The sequence below is a fragment of the Phaeobacter sp. CC-HEC084 genome (assembly GCF_059429255.1).
The window spans coordinates 2,035,007-2,058,591 of the sequence record NZ_JCAIJQ010000002.1 but is presented as its reverse complement, the minus strand read 5'-3'; the positions used below and the strand labels follow the sequence as shown (position 1 = coordinate 2,058,591).

The 23,585-nt window shown below is 62.8% G+C and carries 22 protein-coding genes; 15 read left to right on the top strand and 7 right to left on the bottom strand.

Translation table 11 applies throughout. From position 1 onward, the window contains the following. Positions 1–7: 7 nt before the first annotated feature. The gene (locus AC5SSZ_RS10075; protein WP_274833522.1) at positions 8–1,168 is read left to right on the top strand and encodes a M20 aminoacylase family protein; all 1,161 of its coding nucleotides are present in this window, start codon (positions 8–10) and stop codon (positions 1,166–1,168) included. Between the two features lie 96 nt (positions 1,169–1,264). Further along, entirely contained in the window at positions 1,265–2,428 is a 1,164-nt protein-coding gene (locus AC5SSZ_RS10070; RefSeq protein WP_065273099.1) for a M20 aminoacylase family protein, read from the top strand. A gap of 58 nt (positions 2,429–2,486) precedes the next feature. Here AC5SSZ_RS10070 and AC5SSZ_RS10065 read toward each other — a convergent pair whose 3' ends face one another. Genes AC5SSZ_RS10065 through moaA form a run of 3 tightly spaced genes read right to left on the bottom strand, consistent with a single transcriptional unit; the run spans position 2,487 to position 5,872 of the window. Continuing rightward, positions 2,487–3,530, bottom strand: a complete 1,044-nt coding sequence (locus tag AC5SSZ_RS10065; RefSeq protein ID WP_495438101.1) for a glycosyltransferase family 4 protein — start codon at positions 3,528–3,530, stop codon at positions 2,487–2,489. Beyond that, positions 3,523–4,863, bottom strand: a complete 1,341-nt coding sequence (locus AC5SSZ_RS10060) for a 3-deoxy-D-manno-octulosonic acid transferase (RefSeq protein WP_495438100.1) — start codon at positions 4,861–4,863, stop codon at positions 3,523–3,525. Before AC5SSZ_RS10060 ends, AC5SSZ_RS10065 begins: the two co-directional genes overlap by 8 nt. A 1-nt stretch (position 4,864) precedes the next feature. Beyond that, on the bottom strand, positions 4,865–5,872 hold the full coding sequence (gene moaA / locus AC5SSZ_RS10055; protein WP_065273102.1) for a GTP 3',8-cyclase MoaA: 1,008 nt from the start codon (positions 5,870–5,872) through the stop codon (positions 4,865–4,867). Between the two features lie 93 nt (positions 5,873–5,965). Here moaA and AC5SSZ_RS10050 point away from each other — a divergent pair, with 93 nt between their 5' ends. Then, positions 5,966–6,451 (top strand): hypothetical protein, encoded by a 486-nt coding sequence (locus AC5SSZ_RS10050; protein WP_274828829.1) that lies wholly within the window; start codon positions 5,966–5,968, stop codon positions 6,449–6,451. Positions 6,452–6,484: 33 nt separating this feature from the next. Here AC5SSZ_RS10050 and AC5SSZ_RS10045 read toward each other — a convergent pair whose 3' ends face one another. From AC5SSZ_RS10045 to glmU, 3 genes are read right to left on the bottom strand one after another with little or no spacing between them, the layout of a single operon-like run. Continuing rightward, positions 6,485–7,183 (bottom strand): DNA alkylation repair protein, encoded by a 699-nt coding sequence (locus tag AC5SSZ_RS10045; protein WP_495438099.1) that lies wholly within the window; start codon positions 7,181–7,183, stop codon positions 6,485–6,487. A 4-nt stretch (positions 7,184–7,187) separates the two neighbouring features. Continuing rightward, a complete protein-coding gene (gene glmS / locus AC5SSZ_RS10040; protein ID WP_495438098.1) occupies positions 7,188–9,011 on the bottom strand; it encodes a glutamine--fructose-6-phosphate transaminase (isomerizing) in 1,824 nt (607 codons plus the stop codon). Further along, a complete protein-coding gene (glmU, locus tag AC5SSZ_RS10035) occupies positions 9,011–10,366 on the bottom strand; it encodes a bifunctional UDP-N-acetylglucosamine diphosphorylase/glucosamine-1-phosphate N-acetyltransferase GlmU (RefSeq protein WP_495438097.1) in 1,356 nt (451 codons plus the stop codon). The genes glmS and glmU overlap by 1 nt, the downstream gene beginning before the upstream one ends. 130 nt (positions 10,367–10,496) lie before the next feature. Here glmU and AC5SSZ_RS10030 point away from each other — a divergent pair, with 130 nt between their 5' ends. From AC5SSZ_RS10030 to AC5SSZ_RS10020, 3 genes are all read left to right on the top strand, one after another. Continuing rightward, positions 10,497–11,162: an HAD-IA family hydrolase gene (locus AC5SSZ_RS10030; protein ID WP_495438096.1), complete on the top strand. Its 666-nt coding sequence runs from the start codon at positions 10,497–10,499 to the stop codon at positions 11,160–11,162. Positions 11,163–11,249: 87 nt separating this feature from the next. Beyond that, on the top strand, positions 11,250–12,443 hold the full coding sequence (locus AC5SSZ_RS10025) for a DegT/DnrJ/EryC1/StrS family aminotransferase (protein WP_495438095.1): 1,194 nt from the start codon (positions 11,250–11,252) through the stop codon (positions 12,441–12,443). A 165-nt stretch (positions 12,444–12,608) separates the two neighbouring features. Beyond that, positions 12,609–13,769: an isovaleryl-CoA dehydrogenase gene (locus AC5SSZ_RS10020; RefSeq protein ID WP_495438094.1), complete on the top strand. Its 1,161-nt coding sequence runs from the start codon at positions 12,609–12,611 to the stop codon at positions 13,767–13,769. Positions 13,770–13,862: 93 nt separating this feature from the next. Here AC5SSZ_RS10020 and AC5SSZ_RS10015 read toward each other — a convergent pair whose 3' ends face one another. Then, on the bottom strand, positions 13,863–14,468 hold the full coding sequence (locus AC5SSZ_RS10015; RefSeq protein WP_065273793.1) for an OmpW/AlkL family protein: 606 nt from the start codon (positions 14,466–14,468) through the stop codon (positions 13,863–13,865). A gap of 149 nt (positions 14,469–14,617) precedes the next feature. Between AC5SSZ_RS10015 and AC5SSZ_RS10010 the strand changes: the two genes are divergently transcribed. The 9 genes from AC5SSZ_RS10010 (at position 14,618) to AC5SSZ_RS09970 (ending at position 23,572) form a co-directional block, all read left to right on the top strand. Then, complete coding sequence (locus tag AC5SSZ_RS10010) at positions 14,618–16,147, top strand: AMP-binding protein (protein ID WP_495438093.1); 1,530 nt, start codon at positions 14,618–14,620, stop codon at positions 16,145–16,147. Continuing rightward, entirely contained in the window at positions 16,144–16,626 is a 483-nt protein-coding gene (locus AC5SSZ_RS10005; RefSeq protein WP_495438092.1) for a hypothetical protein, read from the top strand. The genes AC5SSZ_RS10010 and AC5SSZ_RS10005 overlap by 4 nt, the downstream gene beginning before the upstream one ends. Positions 16,627–16,639: 13 nt before the next feature. Next, positions 16,640–18,244, top strand: coding sequence for a carboxyl transferase domain-containing protein (locus AC5SSZ_RS10000; RefSeq protein WP_495438091.1), 1,605 nt, complete (start codon positions 16,640–16,642; stop codon positions 18,242–18,244). 12 nt (positions 18,245–18,256) lie between these two features. Further along, positions 18,257–18,685: an ASCH domain-containing protein gene (locus AC5SSZ_RS09995; protein ID WP_274831819.1), complete on the top strand. Its 429-nt coding sequence runs from the start codon at positions 18,257–18,259 to the stop codon at positions 18,683–18,685. Next, positions 18,678–20,618 carry an acetyl/propionyl/methylcrotonyl-CoA carboxylase subunit alpha gene (locus tag AC5SSZ_RS09990; RefSeq protein WP_495438090.1) on the top strand — a complete coding sequence of 647 codons (1,941 nt, stop codon included), beginning with the start codon at positions 18,678–18,680 and terminating at the stop codon, positions 20,616–20,618. The genes AC5SSZ_RS09995 and AC5SSZ_RS09990 overlap by 8 nt, the downstream gene beginning before the upstream one ends. Before the next feature lie 87 nt (positions 20,619–20,705). Then, positions 20,706–21,563 (top strand): hydroxymethylglutaryl-CoA lyase, encoded by an 858-nt coding sequence (locus AC5SSZ_RS09985; RefSeq protein ID WP_495438089.1) that lies wholly within the window; start codon positions 20,706–20,708, stop codon positions 21,561–21,563. Positions 21,564–21,593: 30 nt separating this feature from the next. Next, complete coding sequence (locus tag AC5SSZ_RS09980; protein WP_065273115.1) at positions 21,594–22,376, top strand: crotonase/enoyl-CoA hydratase family protein; 783 nt, start codon at positions 21,594–21,596, stop codon at positions 22,374–22,376. Positions 22,377–22,682: 306 nt separating this feature from the next. Continuing rightward, positions 22,683–23,048 carry an NADH-quinone oxidoreductase subunit A gene (locus AC5SSZ_RS09975; protein WP_065273116.1) on the top strand — a complete coding sequence of 122 codons (366 nt, stop codon included), beginning with the start codon at positions 22,683–22,685 and terminating at the stop codon, positions 23,046–23,048. Then, positions 23,039–23,572, top strand: coding sequence for a NuoB/complex I 20 kDa subunit family protein (locus AC5SSZ_RS09970; RefSeq protein ID WP_082996117.1), 534 nt, complete (start codon positions 23,039–23,041; stop codon positions 23,570–23,572). The genes AC5SSZ_RS09975 and AC5SSZ_RS09970 overlap by 10 nt, the downstream gene beginning before the upstream one ends. Positions 23,573–23,585 lie beyond the last annotated feature (13 nt).

The window sequence follows — 23,585 nt, the reverse complement described above, 5'->3', positions numbered from 1 at the left end:
ATCGAGAATGCCAGTCAAGAACCGCGCCGCAGAGTTTCAGAAAGAGGTCGCAGCCTGGCGCCGCGACATCCACGAAAACCCCGAGATCCTTTACGACACCCACCGCACCTCTGCCCTGGTGGCGGAAAAGCTGAAAGAATTTGGCTGTGATGAGGTCGTGACCGGGATCGGCCGCACCGGCGTCGTTGCGGTGATCCGCGGCAAGAGCGACAGCAAGGGGCGTGCCATCGGTCTGCGCGCCGATATGGACGCGCTGCCAATGCAGGAACAGACCGGCCTGCCGCATGCCTCCAAGATCCCCAACGCGATGCACGCCTGCGGCCATGACGGTCACACCGCAATGCTGCTGGGAGCAGCCAAATACCTTGCGGAGACCCGCAATTTTGACGGTACCGCTGTGATGATTTTCCAGCCTGCCGAAGAAGGCGGCAATGGCGGCGAGGCCATGGTCAAAGACGGGATGATGGAGCGTTTCGGCATCGACGAAGTCTATGCCATCCACAACAGCCCCGGCATCGAAGCAGGCACATTTGCCATCCGTCCCGGGCCGATCCTAGCTTCGGTCGACGAATTCACCCTGCATCTGAGCGGGCGCGGCGGCCATGGCGCCAAGCCGAACATGACCGTCGATACCACGGTGATGATGTGCCATATGATCACCGCGTTGCAGACCATCGTTTCGCGCAACATGGATCCGGTGGAGAAGGCGGTGATGTCGCTGACCAGCGCCGAGACCTCTTCCAAGGCGTTCAACGTGATCCCCGACAAGGCAGAGGTCCGCGGCACCATCCGCACCCACTCCGAAGACGTGCGCGCGATGATCCCAAAGCGGATCAAGGAAATCGCCGAAGGCGTGGCAGCGACCTTTGGCGGCTCGGTCGAGCTGGAAATGCGCATCGGCGTGCCGGTCACCATCAACGATGATGCGGCCACGGAATACGCCCGCGCCGCGGCGCAGGCGGTTGGCATCTGCGAGGATGTGCCGATCCTGATGGGCGGTGAGGACTTTTCCTTTATGCTGCAGGAGCGCCCCGGGGCGATGATCCGTCTGGGAAATGGCCCTAGCGCGGGCCTGCATCACCCCGAATACGATTTCAACGACGAGATCATCCCGGCCGGCATCAGCTGGTTCGCGGAAATCGTCGAAGGCAGAATGCCCGCGGCCTGATCCGGCCGCGGACCCTCGCGGGTGCCTATGGCGCCTGCGACAGCAAACCCGGCGGCGCATGTGGCGCCGCACATGATAAAAACAAGGAGTGACACTATGCCGGTCAAGAACCGTTTTGCCGAGCTTCAGGAGGAAATCACCGCCTGGCGCCGTGATCTTCACGAGAACCCCGAAATCCTGTTCGAAACCCACCGCACTTCGGCGCTGGTGGCAGACAAGCTGAAGGAATTCGGCTGCGACGAGATCGTCACCGGCATCGGCCGCACCGGCGTTGTCGGCGTGATCAAGGGCAAGTCCGACACTTCGGGCAAGGTCATCGGGTTGCGCGCCGATATGGACGCGCTGCCGATCCACGAACAGACCGGGCTTGAATATGCCTCCAAAACCGCCAATGCCATGCACGCCTGCGGCCATGACGGCCACACCGCGATGCTGCTGGGCGCTGCCAAATACCTGTCCGAGACCCGCAACTTTGATGGCACCGTTGTGGTGATCTTCCAGCCCGCCGAAGAAGGCGGCGGCGGCGGCAAGGAGATGTGCGACGACGGCATGATGGAGCGCTGGAACATCCAGGAAGTCTACGGCATGCATAACTGGCCGGGTAAACCGATCGGCAGCTTCTCGATCCGCCCCGGTGCCTTTTTTGCCGCGACCGACACCTTTGACATCACCTTTGAGGGACGCGGCGGCCATGCGGCGAAACCGCATGAGACCATCGACACCACCGTGATGACCGCTCAGGCGGTTCTGGCGCTGCAGACCATCGCATCGCGCAATGCCGACCCGGTGGATCGCGTGGTTGTCTCGGTGACCTCATTCGAAACCTCTTCCAAGGCATTCAACGTGATCCCGCAGCGGGTTCAGATCAAAGGCACCGTGCGCACCATGTCGAAAGAGATGCGCGATCTGGCCGAAAAGCGGATCAAGGAAATCTGCGCAGGCGTTGCAGCGACCTTTGGCGGCACGGCCGACGTCACCTACAACCGCGGTTATCCGGTCATGGTAAACCACGAAGAGCAGACCGAATTCGCAGCCAAGGTTGCGTCCGATATCTCCGGCAACTGCGATGAAGCGCCGCTGGTCATGGGCGGCGAAGACTTCGCCTATATGCTGGAAGAGCGTCCCGGCGCCTATATCCTGGTTGGCAACGGCGACAGCGCCGATGTGCACCACCCGGAATACAACTTCAACGACGAGGCCATTCCGGCTGGTTGCAGCTGGTGGGCCGGTATCGTCGAGCAGCGCATGCCCGCCGCCTGATAGAGGCTGAGTTTTTTGAAAGAAAAAGGCCCGGCAGATCGTCGGGCCTTTTTCACGTTCAGCCTTCGGACCAGAGCGCCTGATAGACCGCTTCGATCCCATCTGCTTCAGTCCGGGCGCTGAAACTGTGCAGGGCGATGTCGCGGGCATCCCGTGCCATCTGGGCATGGCGCGCCGGATCGCTCAGGATCGCGCGGGCAGCTTCGGCTGCGGCTTGCGCGGCCTCAAGCGGTACGATCACGCCGCTTTTGCCCTGGGCCGAAAAGGCGCGGTAGTATCCAGCCTCGGCCCCCACAAAGGGCACACCGCTGGCCATACCTTCCAGCGGAGCCATGCCGTAGCCTTCGTAGCGGGGCAGTTGCATCACCAGTGACAACGCCCGCATCAGCGGCGGTAGATCTGCGGCGGGGATTTCGCCGGGAAACAGGATACGATCACCTAGACCCGCAGCAGCGATGCGGGATTTCAGATCCTTTAGAAATCCCTGATGTTCGCGCGCGGCACGGCCAATCACCAGCGCGACCGCGCCGGGCAGGGTGGGCAAGAGGTCGATCATCGCATCGACAAAAATATCGGTGCCCTTTTCCGGGCGGATACGGCCAACCGTAGCGATGCCGCGGGTTCCGCCATATCCCAGCGCCGCCCAGGCGGTGTCGCGGTTGTCTGCTGGCTGGAACAGATCGGTGTCTACCCCATGCGGCACCACCGCGCGCACGTGCGGAACGAATTCAGCAGCCTTGTCCGTGGTCGCCACCACCGCATCCATCCGGCTGATCAGCCAGCGCGGCAGGGCCGAATGCCGCCGCTGCGCCGCCGAGGTAAAGACGATGCGGATCGGAAGGCGCAGCACATCCCGCGCCCAGATCGCCGCGCGCATTTCCGTATTGCGTCGCACGTGCCAGATGGCGAAGGGTTTGCCGTCCGGGGCGTTTCTGCACAGGCGCCGCGCCTCGGCCGTGGTAACCGGGGCCGGGCAGCCGGGCAGGGGGCGACCCACCAGCCGCAGATCATGGGTGTTTGCCTGCTGGCGGATCACATTGGCGGCGGTGGCCGAAACCCCGGTGAAATTACGGTTGAAATTGGTGACGAAGAGCTCAGGCATCGGGATGTGTCCCTTTGGCCCCAAGCCCCAGCCGGTCGATCAGAAGATCCGCCACGCCATCCAGCTCCTGCGCTTGCGATTTGGCAAAGCCCGAGGCGGCCGCGCAGGCAGCGTGCAGAGCTTCGGGCTCTTCCAGCCAGTGCTGTACGGCATGCGCAAGTCCGGGTGCGTCCTGCACTTCAACCGCACCGCCAGCGGCGATCAGCGGCGGGAAGGTCTCGGTGAAATTACTGGTGCCGGGACCGGTGATCACGGCGGCGCCTGCCTGTGCCACTTCAAACGGATTATGCCCGCCAATGGGCCGTAGCGAGCCGCCTAGAAACACCAGCGGCGACAACGCGTAGAATGTGCCCAGCTCGCCCAGCGTGTCGGCCAGATAGACCTGCGTCCGCGGGGTGATCGCTTCTCCCTTGCTGCGCCGCGCGAAGGTCAACTCGGCGTCGCGGATGAGTTCGGCAACCTTGTCGCTGCGTTCCGGGTGGCGCGGGATCAGCACCAGGCACAACTCGGGAAAACGGTCCAGCAGGGTGCGATGCGCTGCAAGAATAGTCTCTTCCTCGCCGTCATGGGTCGAAGAAGCGATCCACACCGGCCGCGCGCCGACCTCGGATCGCAGCGCCTCCAGCGCCGCCGCGTCAATCGGCAGGGCGGCAGCCCCGGCCTTGAGGTTGCCACCGGGCTGCACCCGCGCGGTATCGGCGCCAAGCGAAATAAGGTTCTGTGCCATGTGATCGTTCTGGCTCAACAGCAGATCGAAACGCGACAGGATGAAACGGGCGGTAGCGGCGCGTTTCTGCCAGCTGCGGACCGAGCGGTCGGACAGGCGGGCATTGACCAGAGCCAGCCGGGTTCCGCGCTTATGAGCGGCGCTGAGGGTGACAGGCCAGAGTTCGCTTTCGACGAAGATCCCCGCATCGGGCCGCCAGTGATCGAGGAACCTGCGCACCGGTCCGGCCGCATCCAGTGGGGCGAACTGATGTATCGCGCCCTTTGGTAGCCGCTTTTCAGCGACCGCAGCCGAGGTGGCGGTACCCGAGGTCAGAAGGAAGCGCGCGTCGCTGCGTTTTTCCGCCAGCCGGTTGATCAGGGTAATCGCGGCCAGGCTTTCCCCAACCGAGGCGCCGTGAAACCAGATCAGCGGCGCACCGGACGGCAGGGTGGGGCGTGGCTGGCTGGCATGGCCCAGACGCTCGCGCTGGCGCTGCGGGGACACACCCTGCGCCGCCAGTTTTGCGGCAACCTTGCGGTAGGCAAAGGGCGCAATCAGCGCGGTGACGGCCCGGTAGGCGTGATACAGAGCCGTCGCCTCGCCGCCAGAACCTTGGCTGGTCATCTCAGCCGCCGGTGTGGCTCATGTGGCGGGACATCTGGCCGCCGGGCGTCTGCCGGGAGTAATCGAAATCATGGCCCTTGGGTTTGAGGTTGATCGCGGCGCGGATCGCCTCTTCGAGCGGGGCCTCGCTGTCCGGGTGGTCGCGCAGGGGCGCGCGCAGATCGGCCATGTCTTCCTGACCCAGGCACATGTAAAGCTCGCCGGTGCAGGTCAGGCGCACCCGGTTACAGCTTTCGCAGAAATTATGGCTAAGCGGGGTGATGAAACCGATCTTCTGACCGGTCTCTTCCAGCCGCACATAGCGGGCCGGGCCGCCGCTGCGTTCCGCCAGATCGGTCACGGTATAGTGATTTTCGTATTCGCGCCGCACGTCCTTGAGCGACCAGTATTGGTCCAGGCGGTCCTCATTGCCGATATCGCCCATGGGCATGACCTCGATCCACGTGAGATCAATATCGCGCGAGGCGCACCAGCGGGTGATCTCGGGCAGCTCCGGTTCGTTAAAACCTTTCAGCGCCACGGCGTTGATCTTGACCCTGAGGCCCGCTTTTTGCGCCGCATCGATGCCACGCATGACCTGCGGCAGGCGGCCCCAGCGGGTGACTGCCGCGAATTTCTGCTCGTCCAGCGTATCAAGCGAGATATTGACCCGGCGTACCCCGGCATCAAACAGATCCTGGGCGTATTTCTCCAGCTGCGAGCCGTTGGTGGTCAGCGTCAGTTCCTTGAGGGCGCCGCTGTCCAGATGCCGGGTCATGCCGCGGAAAAAGGTCATGATATCGCGCCGCACCAGAGGCTCACCGCCGGTGATGCGTAGCTTTTCCACGCCCATGCCGACAAAGGTCGAACACAGCCGGTCCAGTTCCTCCAGCGTCAGGAGTTCTTTCTTGGGCAGAAAGGTCATGTTTTCCGACATGCAATAGACGCAACGGAAGTCACAACGGTCAGTAACCGAGACGCGCAGGTAGGTGATGGCGCGGGCGAAGGGATCGATCAGCGGAGCAGTCATGACTGCATAGGTAAAGCGGTGCCTTGCCTGCGACAAGAGGGGAGTGCATTTTCCTGCTGGTAAAGATCTGTGTGCGCCAATAGATTTGCGGCCATGCGTATCACAGTCTCATGCTCCGCCGCCCTGCCATTGTCCCTGTCCCTGCTGCTTGCCGGTTGCGGGAATTTGGACTTTCCCGACCTGCGTGGACAGGCCGCAAGCAGCACCCCGGCGCCGACCGCAGCGCCCGTGACTGGCGCGCCGCTGGATGCAACCGGTGGCGCCCTGACGGTGCCGGATGATGTGGAGGAGGATATGGTGTCCGAGGCTGAGGCGCCTGCGGCGTCCTCAATCTTCACCGGCACCGAGCAGGTGGTCGCCTCGCTGGGGGATCCGGCGGTTCCGGGACTGTGGATGGAGACCTCTTTGGTCGGCACCGAGCAACAGGCGGTATTGCGCAGCGCCAGCGGTGCAGAGGTGCAGGTGACGCTGAAACCGGCGGCAAACGGGGGCAGCGCCCGGGTGTCCATCGCTGCAATGCGGGCGCTTGGTCTGCCTTTGACCGAGCTGGTTGAGCTACAGGTGCGCCCGGCCAACTGACGGGCCAACTGACCGGTGAACTAAACCAGTGGATTAGCCTGCCTTGGGCGCCTCGTCTCGAAGGTATTTCCCGGCTTCCTTGCGGGCAAAGGGTTTCATCGCATCGCCATGGGTCGCCAGAAAGATACGGGTGGCCTCTGCATCGTGTTTGCTAAGGTCGCGCAGCCACCAAGCGATGGCTTTCTGAATGAACCAGTCGCGGTCTGGCACATAGCCTGCCGCCCATGTGATGATCCGCGCCCGCCGGGCCTGATCGGCGGGTTTGAGATTGTTCATTTTGGCCCAGGGCAGGGTGGCGACCAATGCGGCCCGGCGGGTCCACATATGTTCGGACTGCGTCCAGGTCTCAACATCGTCCAGCCGGGCGGGATCCGCCACCAGCCGTTTCTGCGCCGCCATGCAGGCATGGTCGGCGATGGCCCAGCTATCGAACTGTGGCACCCAGGAACAGATCAACGCCCAGGCGGCGTCGTCGCCCTTGATCCGGGCCTGGGTTAGCAGTTTGGCGGCAGCGAGGCGCGCCTCGAAGATATCCGTCTGCCACAGGGCATCGGCAAGGGCGACGCGCTCTTCCACCGTGAGGGTCTGCCGCCAGCCCTTGGTCAACTCGTTGAGCGCCGGGTTCGGGATACCCAGAACCTCCCGGTTCTGCTTGTGATAGGCCACCATCTGCTCGGCGCGGCCCGGTTCGATCAGGGCGCGCAGCTGCGCCAGCGCCTCGTCCAGCGTCATCGGATCATTCCACCGTCACGGATTTGGCGAGGTTGCGCGGCTGGTCCACATCGGTGCCCTTGGCCACGGCGGTGTGATAGGCCAGCATCTGCGCGGGCAGGGCGTAAAGGATCGGCGACAGGCTGTCGTGGACCTGCGGCATGCGGATTGCCTGCCAGACCTCATCACCCGCCTCGGCAAGCCCTTCGGCATCCGAGACCAGCATCACCTTGCCCTTGCGCGCCATCACCTCCTGCATGTTGGAGACCGATTTGTCGAAAAGATCGTCCCGCGGGGCGAGAACCACGACCGGCATGTTGTTGTCGATGAGCGCGATGGGGCCGTGTTTCAATTCCCCCGAGGCATAGGCTTCGGCGTGGATGTAGCTGATTTCCTTCAGTTTCAGCGCGCCTTCGAGCGCCAGCGGGAACATCAGCCCCCGACCCAGGAACAGCACATCCCGTGCTTCGCTGAGCTTCAGGGAGGCCTGACGGATCGCCTCGTTCTGCTCCAGTGCAGCAGACATGACGTTCGGAAGCCCGCGCAGGGCGGAGATATGGGCCTGCAGCTCCTCTTCGCCGATTTCGCCCCGGTCGGTTGCGGCCTTGAGGGCCAGCATCAACAGCACGCTCAGCTGGCAGGTAAAGGCCTTGGTCGAGGCGACCCCGATTTCGACGCCAGCATGGATCGGCAGGGCCAGATCGCTCTCGCGGGCGATGGAGCTTTCGGGGACATTGACCACCGACAGGATCTGATCGGCCTTGTCCTTGCAATAGCGCAGGGCGGCGAGGGTATCTGCGGTCTCGCCCGATTGAGAAACAAAAAGTGCGGCAGTGCGACCGGGGATCGGTGGTTCGCGATAGCGGAACTCGGAGGCGATATCGACCTCGACCGGAATGCGGGCCAGTTTTTCGAACCAGTATTTCGCAGTGAGGCAGGCATAAAAGGCGGTGCCACAGGCGACCAGTGTCAGCCGGTCGATTTTTGTGAAATCGATCCCGTCTCCTGGCAGGTGCACCGCGTCTTCGCCGACTGGCAGGTAGTGGCGGATAGCTTCGGCAATGACCGTGGGCTGTTCGGCGATTTCCTTGGCCATGAAATGCTTATGCCCGGCCTTGTCGACCTGTGCTGCGTCTATCTGAATGGTGCGCATTTCGCGGTTCGCCAGATCCCCGTTTGCGTCGCGGATCTCCAGGCTGCTGCGGGTCAGGACGGCGCAGTCGCCTTCCTCAAGATAGGTGATCTTGTCCGTAAGCGGCGCTAGGGCGATGGCATCACTGCCGACGAACATTTCGCCGGTGCCATGACCGATCGCCAAGGGCGAGCCCTTGCGGGCGGCAACCATCAGATCCTCTTCGCCGTCGAACAGGAAGGCGAGTGCAAAGGCGCCCTCCAGCCGTGACAGGGTTTTCTGTGCGGCCTCGGCGGCGGACAGCCCACCGCGCATGTAGCGCTCTGTCATCAGCGCGACGGTTTCGGTATCGGTTTCGGTCTGAAACTCGATCCCTTCTTTGGCCAGTTCCGCCCGCAGGTCGCGGTAGTTTTCGATGATGCCATTATGCACGACCGACACTGCGCCGGCACGATGCGGGTGGGCGTTGTTGACCGATGGTTCGCCATGGGTGGCCCAGCGGGTGTGGCCGATGCCGGATTTTCCCGCCAGCGGCTCATGCACCAGCAGGTCGCTGAGGTTGACCAGCTTGCCGACAGCGCGGCGGCGTTCCAGCTTGCCGTCGTTGACGGTGGCAATACCAGCACTGTCATAGCCGCGGTATTCCAGCCGCTTCAGCGCCTCCACCAGCAGGGGCGCGGCTTCATGATTGCCAAGAACTCCGACGATTCCGCACATTACGCGCCTCCTTTTGCCTTGCGGGCCTTCTTGGCGCGCAGCATGTCCATCAGTTTTCGCGCGCGGCCGGGTTTGTTTTCCTGGGCGCTGCGCGAGATTGCCAGATCACCATCGTCGACGTTCTTTGTCACCACGGTGCCGCTGGCGGTCATCGCCTCATCGCCAATGCGCACCGGTGCCACCAGAAGGGTGTTGGAGCCGATGAAGCTGCGGGCGCCGATTTCGGTCCGGTGCTTCATTACGCCATCATAGTTGCAGGTGATGGTGCCGGCCCCGATATTGGTGGCTTCACCGACCGAGGCATCGCCCACGTAAGAGAGATGATTGACCTTGGCGCCCGCAGCGATCTCGGCGTTCTTGATCTCGACGAAGTTGCCGATGTGGGTGTCTTCTGCCAGTTCGGCGCCGGGGCGCAGGCGGGCATAGGGGCCGACCTTGGCGCCGCGGCTGACGTGGCAGCCTTCGAGATGCGAAAAGGCGCGGATCAACGCGCCGCTTTCCACCGTAACGCCAGGGCCGAACACCACGTTGGGTTCGATGACCGCATCGCGGCCGACCACGGTGTCAAAGGCGAAATAGACGGTTTCCGGCGCCATCAGGGTGACGCCATTTTCCAGCGCCTCGGCCCGGGCGCGGCTCTGGAACAGCGCATCGGCCTGGGCCAGTTCCGCGCGGCTGTTGATACCCAGCGTTTCAGCCTCGTCGCAGGCTACGGCGGTGACGCGCAGGCCCTTGGCGCGGGCCAGTTCCACCAAATCGGTGAGGTAGTATTCGCCCGCCGCGTTGTCGTTGCCGATCTCGGCGATCAGGTCGAACATCAGTTGCGATGCGCAGGCCATCAGGCCGGAATTGCAGAAGGTGATTGCGCGTTCGATCTCGCTCGCGTCCTTGAACTCGACGATCCGCTCCAGGCTGTCGCCGTCCATCACAAGCCGCCCATAGCGGCCAGGGTCAGCAGCCTCGAAACCCAGAACCACCAGATCGGCCTGTGCGCGCGCTTCGATCATGCGGGTGATGGTCTCGGCGCTGACAAAAGGCGTGTCGCCATAAAGAACCACCGCATCGCCATCAAACCCGGCCAGCGCCTCCCTTGCCTGATCCACTGCGTGACCTGTGCCCAGCTGTTCCTCTTGCAGCACAACCTCGGCGCTCTCGTCGATGTCGGCCACGGCGGCGCGCACGGCTTCGGCGCCATGACCGGCAACCACGACGATCCGCTCCGGCTCCAAAGCGCGCCCGGCGGACATGGCGTGTTCCAGCATGGGGGCCTGGGCGATGGGATGCAGGACCTTCGGCAGATCCGAATTCATCCGCGTGCCTTTGCCTGCGGCCAGGATGACGAGGGCTGTGCTCATGTTATGTTTCTCTTTGTCTTTTCAGCGCCCCCGTTTTATCCGCTAACAGTGGGTGCGCAAGCCATTGCGCCATCAAACTAGGTTGCGGCTTGCAACATCATGCGGCGGAAATGCGCCGAAAGGGGACGATATGCGGACAGTGATCTTTGATCTGGATGGTACTCTGGCGGACACGTCGGGGGATTTGCTGGCAGCGGCTAATGCCTGCTTTCGCCAGATGGGCCATGGCGATCTGCTGACCCGCCCGGGCGACGCGGCGATCGCCCTGCGCGGCGGCAAACGGATGCTGACCGAGGGGCTGAAGCGGGTCAATGAGTACGATGACGCGACCGTCGAAGCCTTTTATCCCGTGCTGCTGGAGGCGTACAAAGGCGCAATCGATCACCACACCGTTCTGTATCCCGGCGCGATGGATGCCGTCGAGGCGTTGAAACTGGCTGGCTATGGCGTTGGCATCTGCACCAACAAGCCCGAGGCGCTGGCCGAGCAGCTGATGCGATCCCTTGGCGTGCGCGATGCCTTTGCCTCGCTTGTCGGTGCCGATACGCTGCCGGTGCGCAAACCCGATCCCGCGCCGTTGTTCGAAGCGGCCCGCCGCGCGGGCGGTGACCCCGCGCGCACCGTTCTGATTGGCGACAGTGATACCGACCGCAACACATCCGCCGCGGCGGGCGTGCCTTCGGTTCTGGTCACCTTCGGTCCTGCAGGCGATGACATGGCGGCGCTGAAACCCGAGGCGCTGCTGCACCGGTATGAGGATCTGCCCGGGGTGGTGGCGGAATTGCTGCCCATATGATCTGAAGTCCTTCCGCACGCGTCTGAAACCGGGCGCGACAGCGGCTTCCCCCTTGACCCCGCAGCTGGCCGCGCTCACAAACAGGCCATGAGCGAGATTTTCACTGGCAGTTTCACCCAGCAGGAACCCATTCCCGAAGAGGCGATTTCCGCCGCGATGGAGGTACTGCGCCATGGCCGTCTGCACCGCTACAATGTTGCGGGCGACGAGGCCGGAGAGACCGCGCTGCTGGAGCGCGAATTCGCCGATCAGATGGGGGCGAAATACTGTCTGGCGGTTGCTTCGGGCGGCTACGCACTGGCCACCGCGCTAAGAGCGGTTGGCGTGAAACATGGCGACCGGGTGCTGACCAATGCCTTCACACTTGCGCCGGTGCCTGGTTCGATTGCCGCTGTCGGCGCCACGCCGGTCTATGTGGATGTGACCGAGGATCTGACCATCGACCTGGAGGATCTGGCCGCCAAGGCGGATCAGGCAAAGGTGCTGATGCTGAGCCATATGCGCGGGCATCTGTGTGACATGGACCGGCTGATGGAGCTCTGCAACGACGCCGGGATCACCGTGATCGAGGATTGCGCCCACACCATGGGGGCGGCCTGGAATGGCACCCTTTCGGGGCGGCATGGCACGGTGGGTTGCTATTCCTGCCAGACCTACAAGCACGTGAACTCGGGCGAGGGCGGATTGCTGATCACCGATGACGAGGAGGTCGCTGCGCGGGCTATCATCCTGTCCGGATCCTACATGCTCTATGGCCGTCATCTGGCCGCGCCGGGGCCAGAGGTGTTCGAACGGGTGAAATACGAAACCCCGAATATCTCCGGGCGGATGGACAATCTGCGGGCGGCGATTCTGCGGCCCCAGCTGCGCGATCTGGAGGCGCAGGTCGCCCGCTGGAATGAGCGCTACAAGGAGGTCGAAACCGGGGTGCGCGGCACGCCGGGCCTTACCGTGGTGGAGCGCCCGGCAGCGGAAACCTATGTCGGCTCCTCTATCCAGTTTCTGTTGCTGGATTGGGCTGCGGACCGGGTGCAGGAAGTCCTGGGCCGCTGCGCCGCCCGAGGGGTTGAGCTGAAGTGGTTTGGTGAACCGCAACCCGTGGCCTTTACCTCCCGCTATGACAGCTGGCGCTACGCCGAGACGCCGTCGCTACCCAAAAGTGATCGCATTCTGGCGGGGATCGTCGATATGCGGGTTCCGCTGACCTTTAGCCTTGAGGACTGCGCCCAGATCGCCCGCATCATCCGCGCCGAGGTCGGTGCGGTGTTTCAGGGCGCCTGAACCACAGCAGAGGCTGTTTTCAGAACCAATCAACTCCGGCTGGCCGGGCCCCGACAGGGTCCGGCCTTTTCGTGTCCCCACGTGACCTCTTGACCTGTGGTGGCTTGCCGGCAATAAATGAACACATGTTCAAATAATTCGCGATGACTCGGGAGGAGACGCGAGATGTTCAACGCAAGCATGACTTTTGATCTGGGCGAAGATGTAAACGCCCTGCGCGACATGGTGCACCGCTGGGCGCAAGAGCGCGTCAAGCCGATGGCGCAGGAGATCGATCAGAAGAACGAATTCCCCGCCGAGCTGTGGCAGGAGATGGGTGAGCTCGGTCTTCTGGGTATCACCGTCCCCGAGGAATTCGGCGGAGCCGGGATGTCCTATCTGGCCCATACCATCGCGGTCGAGGAAATCGCCCGCGCCAGCGCCTCGGTGTCCTTGTCCTATGGCGCGCATTCCAACCTCTGCGTCAACCAGATCAAGCTGAACGGCAACGCCGAGCAGAAGAAGAAATACCTGCCCCGGCTGATTTCGGGCGAGCACGTCGGCGCGCTGGCCATGTCCGAAGCGGGCGCTGGCTCTGATGTTGTGTCGATGTCCCTGCGGGCCGAAAAACGCAACGATCACTATCGCCTCAACGGCAACAAATACTGGATCACCAACGGCCCCGATGCCGACACGCTGGTGGTCTACGCCAAGACCGATCCCGAAGCAGGCTCCAAGGGCATCACCGCCTTCCTGATTGAGAAAGAGTTCAAGGGGTTCTCGACCTCGGTGCATTTCGACAAGCTGGGCATGCGCGGCTCCAACACCGGCGAGCTGATCTTTGAGGACTGCGAAGTGCCGTTTGAGAACGTGCTAGGTGAAGAGGGCAAGGGCGTTCAGGTTCTGATGTCCGGCCTTGATTACGAACGCGTGGTTCTGGCGGGCATCGGCAGCGGTATCATCGCCGCCTGCATGGACGAGATGATGCCCTACATGAAAGAGCGCAAGCAGTTCGGCAAACCGATCGGAAGCTTCCAGCTGATGCAGGGCAAGATCGCCGATATGTACACGGCGATGAATTCCTCGCGCGCCTACATCTACGAAGTGGCCAAGGCCTGCGACAATGGCACGGTGACGCGCCAGGACGCGGCGGCGTGCTGCCTTTATGCCTCTGAGCAGGCAATGGTGCAGGCACACCAGGCGGTGCAGGCCTTTGGCGGTGCCGGCTATCTGTCTGACAATCCGGTGGGCCGGGTCTTCCGCGATGCCAAGCTGATGGAAATCGGCGCGGGCACTTCGGAAATCCGCCGCATGCTGATCGGCCGCGAGCTGATGGCAACCATGTAAAAGCAGAAAGCCCGCGTGACCGAGGGAAGGCACGCGGGCTTGTCTGTGGTCCGGGCAGGCGCCAGCGCCCGCCCGGAAAACCGGATCAGAGGGTCAGAAGCGGTGGACGTAGGCAACACCCACAACAACCGGATCAATCTCGGCGGTACCGATCGCGGCACCGTTCAGGAAGGCGTCGGTCTCAATATCCATGTAGCGCACGTTCAGGCGCAGCGCACCGTTGTCCGACACTTGCCAGTCCGCACCAGCGTTGAGCGCAAGCCCCCAGCTGTCATCAAGGTTCAGCACGCCAAGCGGCGAGCTTTCTTCAAAGAAGGTGGTGTAGTTCACACCAATGCCGACGAAGGGCGTGATCTTGCTGTTGGTCGGGAAGTGGTAGTTCAGCGACAGGGTCGGCGGCAACTGCTTGGTCGAACCGGCATAGCCGACACCGGCGATGGTGACGTCATGCTCGAACGGGGTCGCGGCCAAGAGTTCGATGCCAAGGTTGTCGCGGATGAAATATTCAACTGTCAGCGACAGTTGCGTTTCATCGCTGACCGTTGCGGCACCCCCGGCCAACGTGCCGTTGTTCGATTTGGGGTTCACGTTGGCGATCCCTGCACCGAAGGTCCAGTCGCCTTGCGACTGGGCAAGGGCCGGGGCCGCAAAGGCGGCGCATGCAGCAGAGAGGGCGAGGGCGGAAACGATGCGTTTCATGGGGAAGATCCCTTTTCTTTCGAGTACGCCGGGATCATGCACCATGGAGGCGAAAACGTCTCTGATCTGGATCAAGCAGGTTTGTGCCGAGCCTTTGAAATGCACCACAAAATGCGCATGCCTGCCATGCGTTTTAGGAAGATGTGACCATGCAGGACTACTGTAGCATACCAGGGCTGACGCCCGATGGTCGCTGGGATCTGCCAGAGCGGCTCAATATGGCGGCACAGGCCATGGATCACCCGGCAGATGCGCTGGCGCTGATCGATCTGACCGGCGCCGCGCGGCGCGACATTTCCCATGGGGAACTGGCGGCGATGGTCGATGGTCTGGCGCGCTATCTTCTGTCGCGGATCCAGCCGGGCGACCGGGTGGGTGTGCTGCTCAGCCAGTCGCCCTGGTGTGCTGCCGCGCATCTGGCGATTTGGAAGGTCGGCGCCATTTCGGTGCCCTTGTTCAAGCTGTTTCAGCACGATGCGCTGGCCTCGCGCGCCGGGGATGCGGGGGTGCGTTTCGTGCTGACCGATCCCGAGGGTGCGCTGCTGCTAGGTGATCTGGCCGAGGCGGTGATGGTGCAGGACGCAGGCATTGACGGCGCCCCGGTGCCCTTTGCCGCGACCGGCCCGGAAACCCCGGCTGTCCTTATATATACCTCCGGCACCACCGGCAGCCCCAAGGGCGCGCTGCACGCCCACCGGGTGTTGACTGGCCACCTGCCGGGTGTTGCCATCAGCCACGATCACTTGGGCCAACCGGGCGATTGCATCTGGACTCCTGCGGACTGGGCCTGGATTGGCGGGCTGTTCGATGTGCTGATGCCAGGGCTCGCGCTGGGCGTGCCTGTCGTCGCGGCGCGGCTCGACAAATTCACGCCTGAGGCCTGCGTCGATCTGATCACGCGCGGAGATGTACGCAACATCTTCTTCCCGCCAACCGCGCTGCGTATGCTGAAGGCCGCCGGGAAGGCGGTGCCGGGCCTGCGCTCGGTCGCATCGGGTGGCGAACCCTTGGGGGCCGAGATGCTGGCCTGGGGGCAGGAGGCTTTTGGTCTTACGATCAACGAATTCTACGGGCAGACCGAATGCAACATGGTCGCCTCCTCTTGCGGCGTGGATTACCCGGCCCGTCCGGGCTGCATCGGGAAGGCGGTGCCGGGGCATGAGGTCGCCGTGATCGACGCCGATGGCAATCCCACTGATCAGGAGGGCGATGTTGCGGTGCGGCGTGGCTCTGCCTCGATGATGCTGGAATACTGGAACCGCCCCAAGGAGACGGCCGAGAAATTCCACGGTGAATGGCTGATCACAGGTGATCGCGGCATCTGGGAGGGCGACTACCTCCGGTTCGTGGGCCGCGAGGATGATGTGATCACCTCCTCCGGCTATCGGATCGGCCCGGCCGAGATCGAGGATTGCCTGCTGACCCATCCCAGCGTCGCAACCGTCGGCGTCGTTGGCAAGCCCGACCCGATGCGCACCGAGATCGTGAAGGCCTATGTGGTGCTGAAAGAGGGCGCTGCGGCCACCGAGAAAGCGTTGCAGGATTACGTCAAGGACCGTCTGGCCCACTATTCCTACCCCCGTGAAATCGCATTTCTGGACGCCCTGCCGATGACCGTGACCGGCAAAGTGATCCGCAAGGAGCTAAAGGCGCGGGCAGCGGCCGAGGGGAAAGCATGAAGCCGTTATTTGCAGTTTGTGCGGCACTTGCCGTTTTTCAGACAATGCCGCGCCAGGCGCAGGCGGAGGCAGATAAAACGCCTCCGTTCGACACTCCGGGTTTCCTGGCAGAATGCACGAACCGCATTCCCAACGTGGCAATGCAGATCCCCATGAACCAGCTCTGTGTCTCCGCTGCCAGGCAACTCTGCGATCTCAACACCGGCGGGCAGGGCGCAAGCCAGTGTCTGTCTACGGTGACAGAATGGTTGGAAACGGACATCACACGTATTCGATCGAGTTTTCCTGACGCGGCAAAAAGGGTGGAGAATCCCAGCGGCATCTCTCCTTTGCCCACGGGGGCCGCGCAGGCCATAGATTGTTCTCAGCTCAAAGTTCCGAATGTGTCTTCTGAGGTGGTCTGTTCCTATCAGGAAGCGGTGTCTCGATGGTTGAAATTCAGGGTGGTTGAGCTGAGCAGCCAACCCCGCGAAGATTGAAAAGGATGTAGGTATGAAACTTCAATCCAAGGCAATGCCTTCCTCCGAAGGCTTCAAGCAGAACCGCGAGGCGCATCTGGAGGCGCTGGCGCAGATCAACGAGGCGGCGGAGGCCGCGCGCATGGGAGGCGGGGAGAAATCCCGCGCCCGTCACGAAAGCCGGGGCAAGATGCTGCCGCGCCGCCGGGTGGCGAACCTTCTGGACCCGGGCTCTCCCTTCCTTGAGGTCGGCGCGACGGCGGCTCATGGCATGTATGATGGCGCGGCCCCTGCCGCAGGCGTGATCGCGGGCATCGGCCGCGTCCACGGGCAAGAGGTCATGGTGGTCTGCAACGACGCCACCGTGAAGGGCGGCACCTATTATCCGATGACGGTCAAGAAACACCTGCGCGCGCAGGAGATCGCCGAGGAAAACCGCCTGCCGTGCATCTATCTGGTGGACAGTGGCGGCGCCAACCTGCCCAACCAGGACGAGGTCTTCCCGGATCGCGACCACTTTGGCCGCATCTTCTACAATCAGGCGCGCATGTCCGCCAAAGGCATCCCTCAGATCGCCGTGGTCATGGGCTCCTGTACCGCTGGCGGAGCCTATGTGCCCGCGATGTCGGATGTGACCATCATCGTCAAGGAACAGGGCACCATCTTTCTCGCCGGTCCGCCGCTGGTGAAGGCCGCAACGGGCGAGGTGGTTTCCGCCGAAGACCTCGGCGGCGGTGATGTGCACACGCGCCTCTCTGGTGTGGCCGATTATCTGGCCGAGGATGACACCCACGCGCTGGCGCTGGCGCGGCGCGCGGTGCAATCGCTCAACATCACCAAACCGCTGGGCGTCAACTGGGCCAGCCCGGAAGAACCCGCCTATGACCCTGAAGAAATCCTTGGCGTTGTGCCCGGTGATCTGCGCACGCCCTATGATATCCGCGAGGTGATCGCGCGTCTGGTGGACGGTTCGCGCTTTGACGAGTTCAAGCCGCGCTTTGGTGAGACGCTGGTCACCGGCTTTGCCCATGTGAAGGGCTGCCCGGTTGGCATCATCGCCAACAACGGTGTCTTGTTCTCCGAAGCCGCCCAGAAGGGCGCGCATTTCGTTGAACTGTGCAGCCAGCGCAAGATCCCGCTGGTCTTCCTGCAGAACATCACCGGCTTCATGGTGGGCCGCAAGTATGAGAACGAAGGCATCGCCCGCCACGGCGCCAAGATGGTGACAGCGGTGGCAACGACTAATGTGCCGAAGGTTACCATGCTGGTCGGCGGCTCGTTCGGTGCTGGCAACTACGGCATGTCGGGCCGTGCCTATCAGCCGCGCTTCCTGTGGACCTGGCCGAACAGCCGGATCTCGGTGATGGGCGGCGAGCAGGCGGCGGGCGTTCTTGCCACTGTGAAACGCGATGCCATCGAGCGACAGGGCGGAGCCTGGAGCGCCGAGGAAGAGGCCGAGTTCAAGCGCCCCACCATCGAGATGTTCGAGGAGCAGAGCCACCCGCTCTATGCCTCGGCGCGGCTTTGGGACGACGGCATCATCGACCCGCGAAAATCCCGCGAGGTGCTGGCCCTGTCGCTGAGCGCTGCTTTGAATGCCCCGATTGAAGACACACGCTTTGGCGTGTTCCGGATGTGAGGTAAGGCAACGATGATCCCCCTCGAAGAGGCCCTCGCAGCATTTCCCGTTGCGCAAAGCTATCGCCCCGGCGATTCATCTGCCTTGAATGCCGAAATCATCGGCCTGATCCGCTCGGGCGCAAAGACCGTCAGCTGCGAGGCTTGGTCGGTCTTCGACGATGGCCTGGAAAGCTTTCCCGAGGCGGGGCGCGTGGATATCGTGTTGAACTGGGACGGAACGGCCGCCTGCGCCACCGAAACCGTGAAGGTGGACAAGGTCCGCTTTTGCGACGTAACGGCAGAGATGGTTCCGCCTCAGGGAGAATTCAAAGACTTGGAGCACTGGCGGGCGGGGTACGAAAGCTACCTGACCCGTACGGGTCGCTTTCACCAAAACGCACCGATGATGGTTGAGACCTTTCGTCTGGTCCGTGATTTCGGAGACCACAAAGATGTTTGACAAGATTCTGATCGCAAACCGGGGCGAGATCGCCTGCCGTGTCATGGAAACCGCCCGCGCCATGGGCGTGAAAACCGTCGCCATTTATTCGGACGCCGACCGCGCGGCGAAACATGTGGCCATGGCGGATGAGGCAGTCCACATCGGCACCGGCTCTGCGCCCGTCGACAGCTACCTTCTGGGGGATGAGATCATCGCCATTGCCAAGGCGACCGGTGCCAAGGCGATCCACCCGGGCTATGGCTTCCTGTCGGAAAACCCCGAGTTCGTGGACGCGGTAGAGGCAGCGGGCCTCGTGTTCATCGGTCCTTCGGCGGATGCGATCCGCAAGATGGGCCTAAAAGACGCGGCCAAGGCGCTGATGGAAGAGGCGGGCGTGCCCGTCGTGCCCGGCTATCACGGCAAGAACCAGGACCCCGAGCATCTGTCGGGCGCTGCCGATACCATCGGCTATCCCGTCCTGATCAAGGCGGTCGCCGGTGGCGGCGGCAAGGGTATGCGTCTGGTCGAGGATCCAAAGGATTTCGACGAGGCGCTGAAAAGCGCGCAGGGCGAAGCCACCACGGCCTTTGGCAACCCGGATGTGCTGATCGAGAAATACATCCAGCAGCCGCGCCATATCGAGGTGCAGGTCTTTGGCGATGGCACCACAGCGGTGCATCTGTTCGAGCGGGACTGTTCTCTCCAGCGTCGTCACCAGAAGGTCATCGAAGAGGCGCCCGCGCCCGGCATGACCGATGAAATGCGCGAGGCCATGGGCCGCGCAGGTGTGCGCGCGGCCGAGGCGATCGGCTATAAAGGCGCCGGTACGGTTGAATTCATCGTCGATGGCTCCAACGGTCTGCGCCCCGACGGGTTCTGGTTCATGGAAATGAACACCCGCCTGCAGGTGGAACACCCGGTGACGGAACTCATTACCGGCGTCGATCTGGTGGAATGGCAGCTGCGCGTGGCATCGGGTGAAAGCCTGCCGAAACAGCAAGGCGAGCTGACGATCACCGGTCACGCCTTTGAAGCGCGCCTTTATGCCGAGGACGTGCCAAAGGGGTTCTTGCCTGCAACCGGCACGCTGACACATCTGCAATTCCCCGCAAGCTGCCGCGCCGACAGTGGCGTGCGGGCAGGGGACACCATCAGCCCCTGGTATGATCCGATGATTTCCAAGGTGATCGTGCATGGCCCCACCCGCGCTGTCTCCCTGTCGCGCCTGTCGCAGGCTTTGGCGGAAACTGAGGTCGGAGGTACGGTGACCAACCTTGCCTTCCTTGGGGCCTTGGCCGCGCATGAGGGCTTCTCTGCGGGCGATGTGGACACTGGCCTGATCGCGCGGGATCTGGATCAGCTGGTGCAGGCACCCGAGATCAAGCCCGAGCACAAGGCCGCCGCAGGGATGCAGGCACTGGGCCTGATCGACACAGGTTGGGACACTGGCTTTACCCTGTGGTCTGACATGCACCGTTCGGTCCATCTTAGCCATCAGGGCGAAGAATTCGAGGCCATGGTCGAGGTGGACGGGCCGGATCGCCAGATCTGGGTGATCGGCGAAGATCAGGTCGTGGCAAACCGTATCGGTGGGGCTTGGGTTCTGGGCAGCGACCGGCTGCCGCCCATGGCGCAGGCTGGGAACACGATCACCGTTTTCGATGGCTACGGGATCCAGTTCGAGGTGATCGATCCGCTGGACCGGGCGTCGGCTGCCGGGGGTGACATGAACTTGATCGAGGCGCCGATGCCGGGTCTGGTCAAGGCGGTCTTCGCCGAAGCAGGCCAGGAGGTGAAGGAAGGTGATCGCCTTGCCATTCTCGAAGCCATGAAAATGGAGCATTCGCTGCTGGCTGCCCGTGATGGCACCGTGGCAGAAGTTCTGGCCGCCGCTGGCGATCAGGTCGAGGCCGGAGCCGCGCTGGTGCGGCTGGAGGATGCCGACGACTGATCGGTTCTCGTGAAGAAACTGCGTTGGCGGCAGAGTGCTGCCAACGCGACTGGATATCGAAGGCAGGATTGCCGGGGAGGGCGCGCCATGACGCAAAGCGTTGAAATCTTCGAAATGGGCCCGCGCGATGGGCTGCAGAATGAAAAACGGGCCATTCCGGTGGCGGAAAAGATCGGGCTGGTGGATTGCCTGTCCCGCGCAGGCTTCCGGCGGATCGAGGTGGCGAGCTTTGTCTCCCCCAAATGGGTGCCGCAGATGGCGGGCAGCGCCGAGGTTCTGGCGGGCATCAAACGCGCGCCCGGGGTCTCTTATGCAGCACTGACCCCCAACATGCGGGGATACGAGGACGCGGTGGCGGCCAAGGCGGATGAAATCGCCGTCTTTGCCTCGGCCTCCGAAGGGTTTTCCAAAGCCAATATCAACGCCAGCATTGCCGAGAGCATCGAGCGCTTCGTGCCCATCCTTGAGGCGGCAAAGAAGATCGACCTGCCGGTGCGGGGCTATGTCTCCTGCGTGACCGATTGCCCCTATGATGGCGCAACCCCGCCGGAAAAGGTGGCAGAAGTGGCTGAGCGGTTGTTTGAACTCGGCTGCTATGAGGTCTCTTTGGGCGACACCATCGGACAGGGGACGCCGGAAACGATCACGAAAATGCTAGGGGCCGTAAAGGCACGAGTGCCTGTCGAGAAACTGGCCGGACATTATCATGACACCGCCGGGCGGGCGATTGCCAATATCGACGCCTCGCTTGCGCAGGGCGTGCGGGTGTTTGATGCCGCCGTCGGCGGGCTGGGCGGTTGTCCCTATGCGCCGGGCGCCGCGGGCAACGTGGCGACGGAAACGGTGCACGCGCATCTTACGGCGTTGGGATATGACACCGGGCTCGATGCGCGGGTTCTGGATGAGGCTGCCGAGGTGGCTCGCGCCATGCGCGGCGTGGTCTGATAGCGCGATTTTAGAAAAGAGAGCGATACGATGTTCAACACGATTACCCTTGAGACCGATGCGCGCGGCGTGGCGACCCTGACCCTGAACCGGCCCGAGAAGCACAACGCCATGTCCGGCGAGATGCTGCTGGAGCTGAAACAGGCCGCACAGGACCTAGCCGCCGATGACAAGGTCCGCGTCGTGGTGCTGACCGGCGCAGGCAAAAGCTTTTGCGCGGGCGGCGATCTTGGCTGGATGCAGGCGCAGATGACGGCCGACGCCGAGACACGCGCGAAAGAGGCGCGGGTGCTGGCGGAAATGCTGATGCTGCTCAACACGCTGCCCAAGCCGCTGATCGGGGCCATTCAGGGCAATGCCTTTGGTGGCGGTGTTGGCATGGCCTCGGTCTGTGACGTGGCGATTGGTGTCGACCATCTGAAGATGGGGCTGACGGAAACCAAACTGGGCCTGATCCCGGCCACCATTGGCCCCTACGTGATTGCCCGCATGGGTGAAGCGCGGGCGCGCCGCGTTTTCATGTCGGCCCGTCTGTTTGGCGCAGCCGAGGCCGTCGATCTGGGGCTGCTCGCCAGAATCGTTCCGGCCGATCAACTGGCCGAAGCGGTCGAGGCAGAGGTCGCCCCCTACATGGCTTGCGCCCCGGGCGCGGTCGCCGCAGCGAAAAAACTGACCCGCGATCTGGGCCCGCGTCTGGACGACGCCACCATCGACCACACCATCAAGGCGCTGGTTGACCGCTGGGAAGGCGGCGAAGCCTCCGAGGGCATCGCGGCGTTCTTCGACAAACGCAAACCCAGCTGGCAGGTCTGAAACGGGTCTGAGAGGGGCCTCAGAGACGGGTTTTAAGGCGGTTTCGCGGCCTTGCCAAAGACCGAGTATTTCCCTCAGGCGCGCCCAAATTTTGGGCGCGCTGTTCTTTTCTTATACATAGAAAAATATGCATATTTGTATGCGTTTGCGGGCTATGTGATGTGCCCGCGCCGCGCTGTTAAAGGAAGCTTTAGCCAAACCAAATGCCTGTGTTGACGGTCGGGGGGCAGGGGAGTAGACACGGCCCCAAGTCAACACGCCAATTGACGGCGCGCGAGAATCCGCGCGCGCGGAAAGGAGCCACTCGTGGAAGAGATGTTGCGGGAATACCTCCCGATCCTGGTGTTTCTGGCCGTCGCTATCGGCCTTGGAATTGTTCTTATTCTGGCAGCAGTTGTGCTCGCCGTACGCAATCCCGACCCGGAAAAAGTAAGTGCTTACGAATGTGGTTTCAACGCCTTCGATGACGCCCGTATGAAATTCGATGTGCGCTTTTACCTGGTGTCGATTCTGTTCATCATTTTCGATCTGGAAATCGCCTTCCTGTTTCCCTGGGCCGTCGGCTTCAAGGACATGAGCGACGCAGGCTTCTGGTCGATGATGGTGTTCCTGGGCGTGCTGACAGCCGGCTTTGCCTATGAATGGAAGAAGGGGGCCCTGGAATGGGAGTGATGACCGGAGCCAATACGGCGGGCGTCGACAAGGAAGTCGTCACCCAGGCCCTGAACGCCGAACTGCAGGACAAAGGCTTCCTGCTGACCTCGGCCGAGGACATCATCAACTGGGCCCGCACAGGGTCGCTGCACTGGATGACCTTTGGTCTGGCCTGCTGCGCCGTTGAGATGATGCATACCTCGATGCCGCGCTACGACGCCGAACGCTTCGGTATCGCGCCGCGCGCCTCTCCGCGTCAGTCGGACGTGATGATCGTCGCGGGCACGCTGACCAACAAGATGGCCCCGGCACTGCGCAAGGTCTACGACCAGATGCCCGAGCCGCGTTACGTGATCTCGATGGGCTCCTGTGCCAACGGCGGTGGGTACTATCACTACAGCTACTCGGTTGTGCGCGGTTGCGACCGCATCGTTCCGGTTGACGTCTATGTGCCCGGCTGCCCGCCGACCGCAGAGGCTCTGCTCTATGGTCTGATGCAGCTGCAGCGCAAAATCCGCCGCACCGGCACCCTGGTCCGCTGATCGGCTTTGGTTG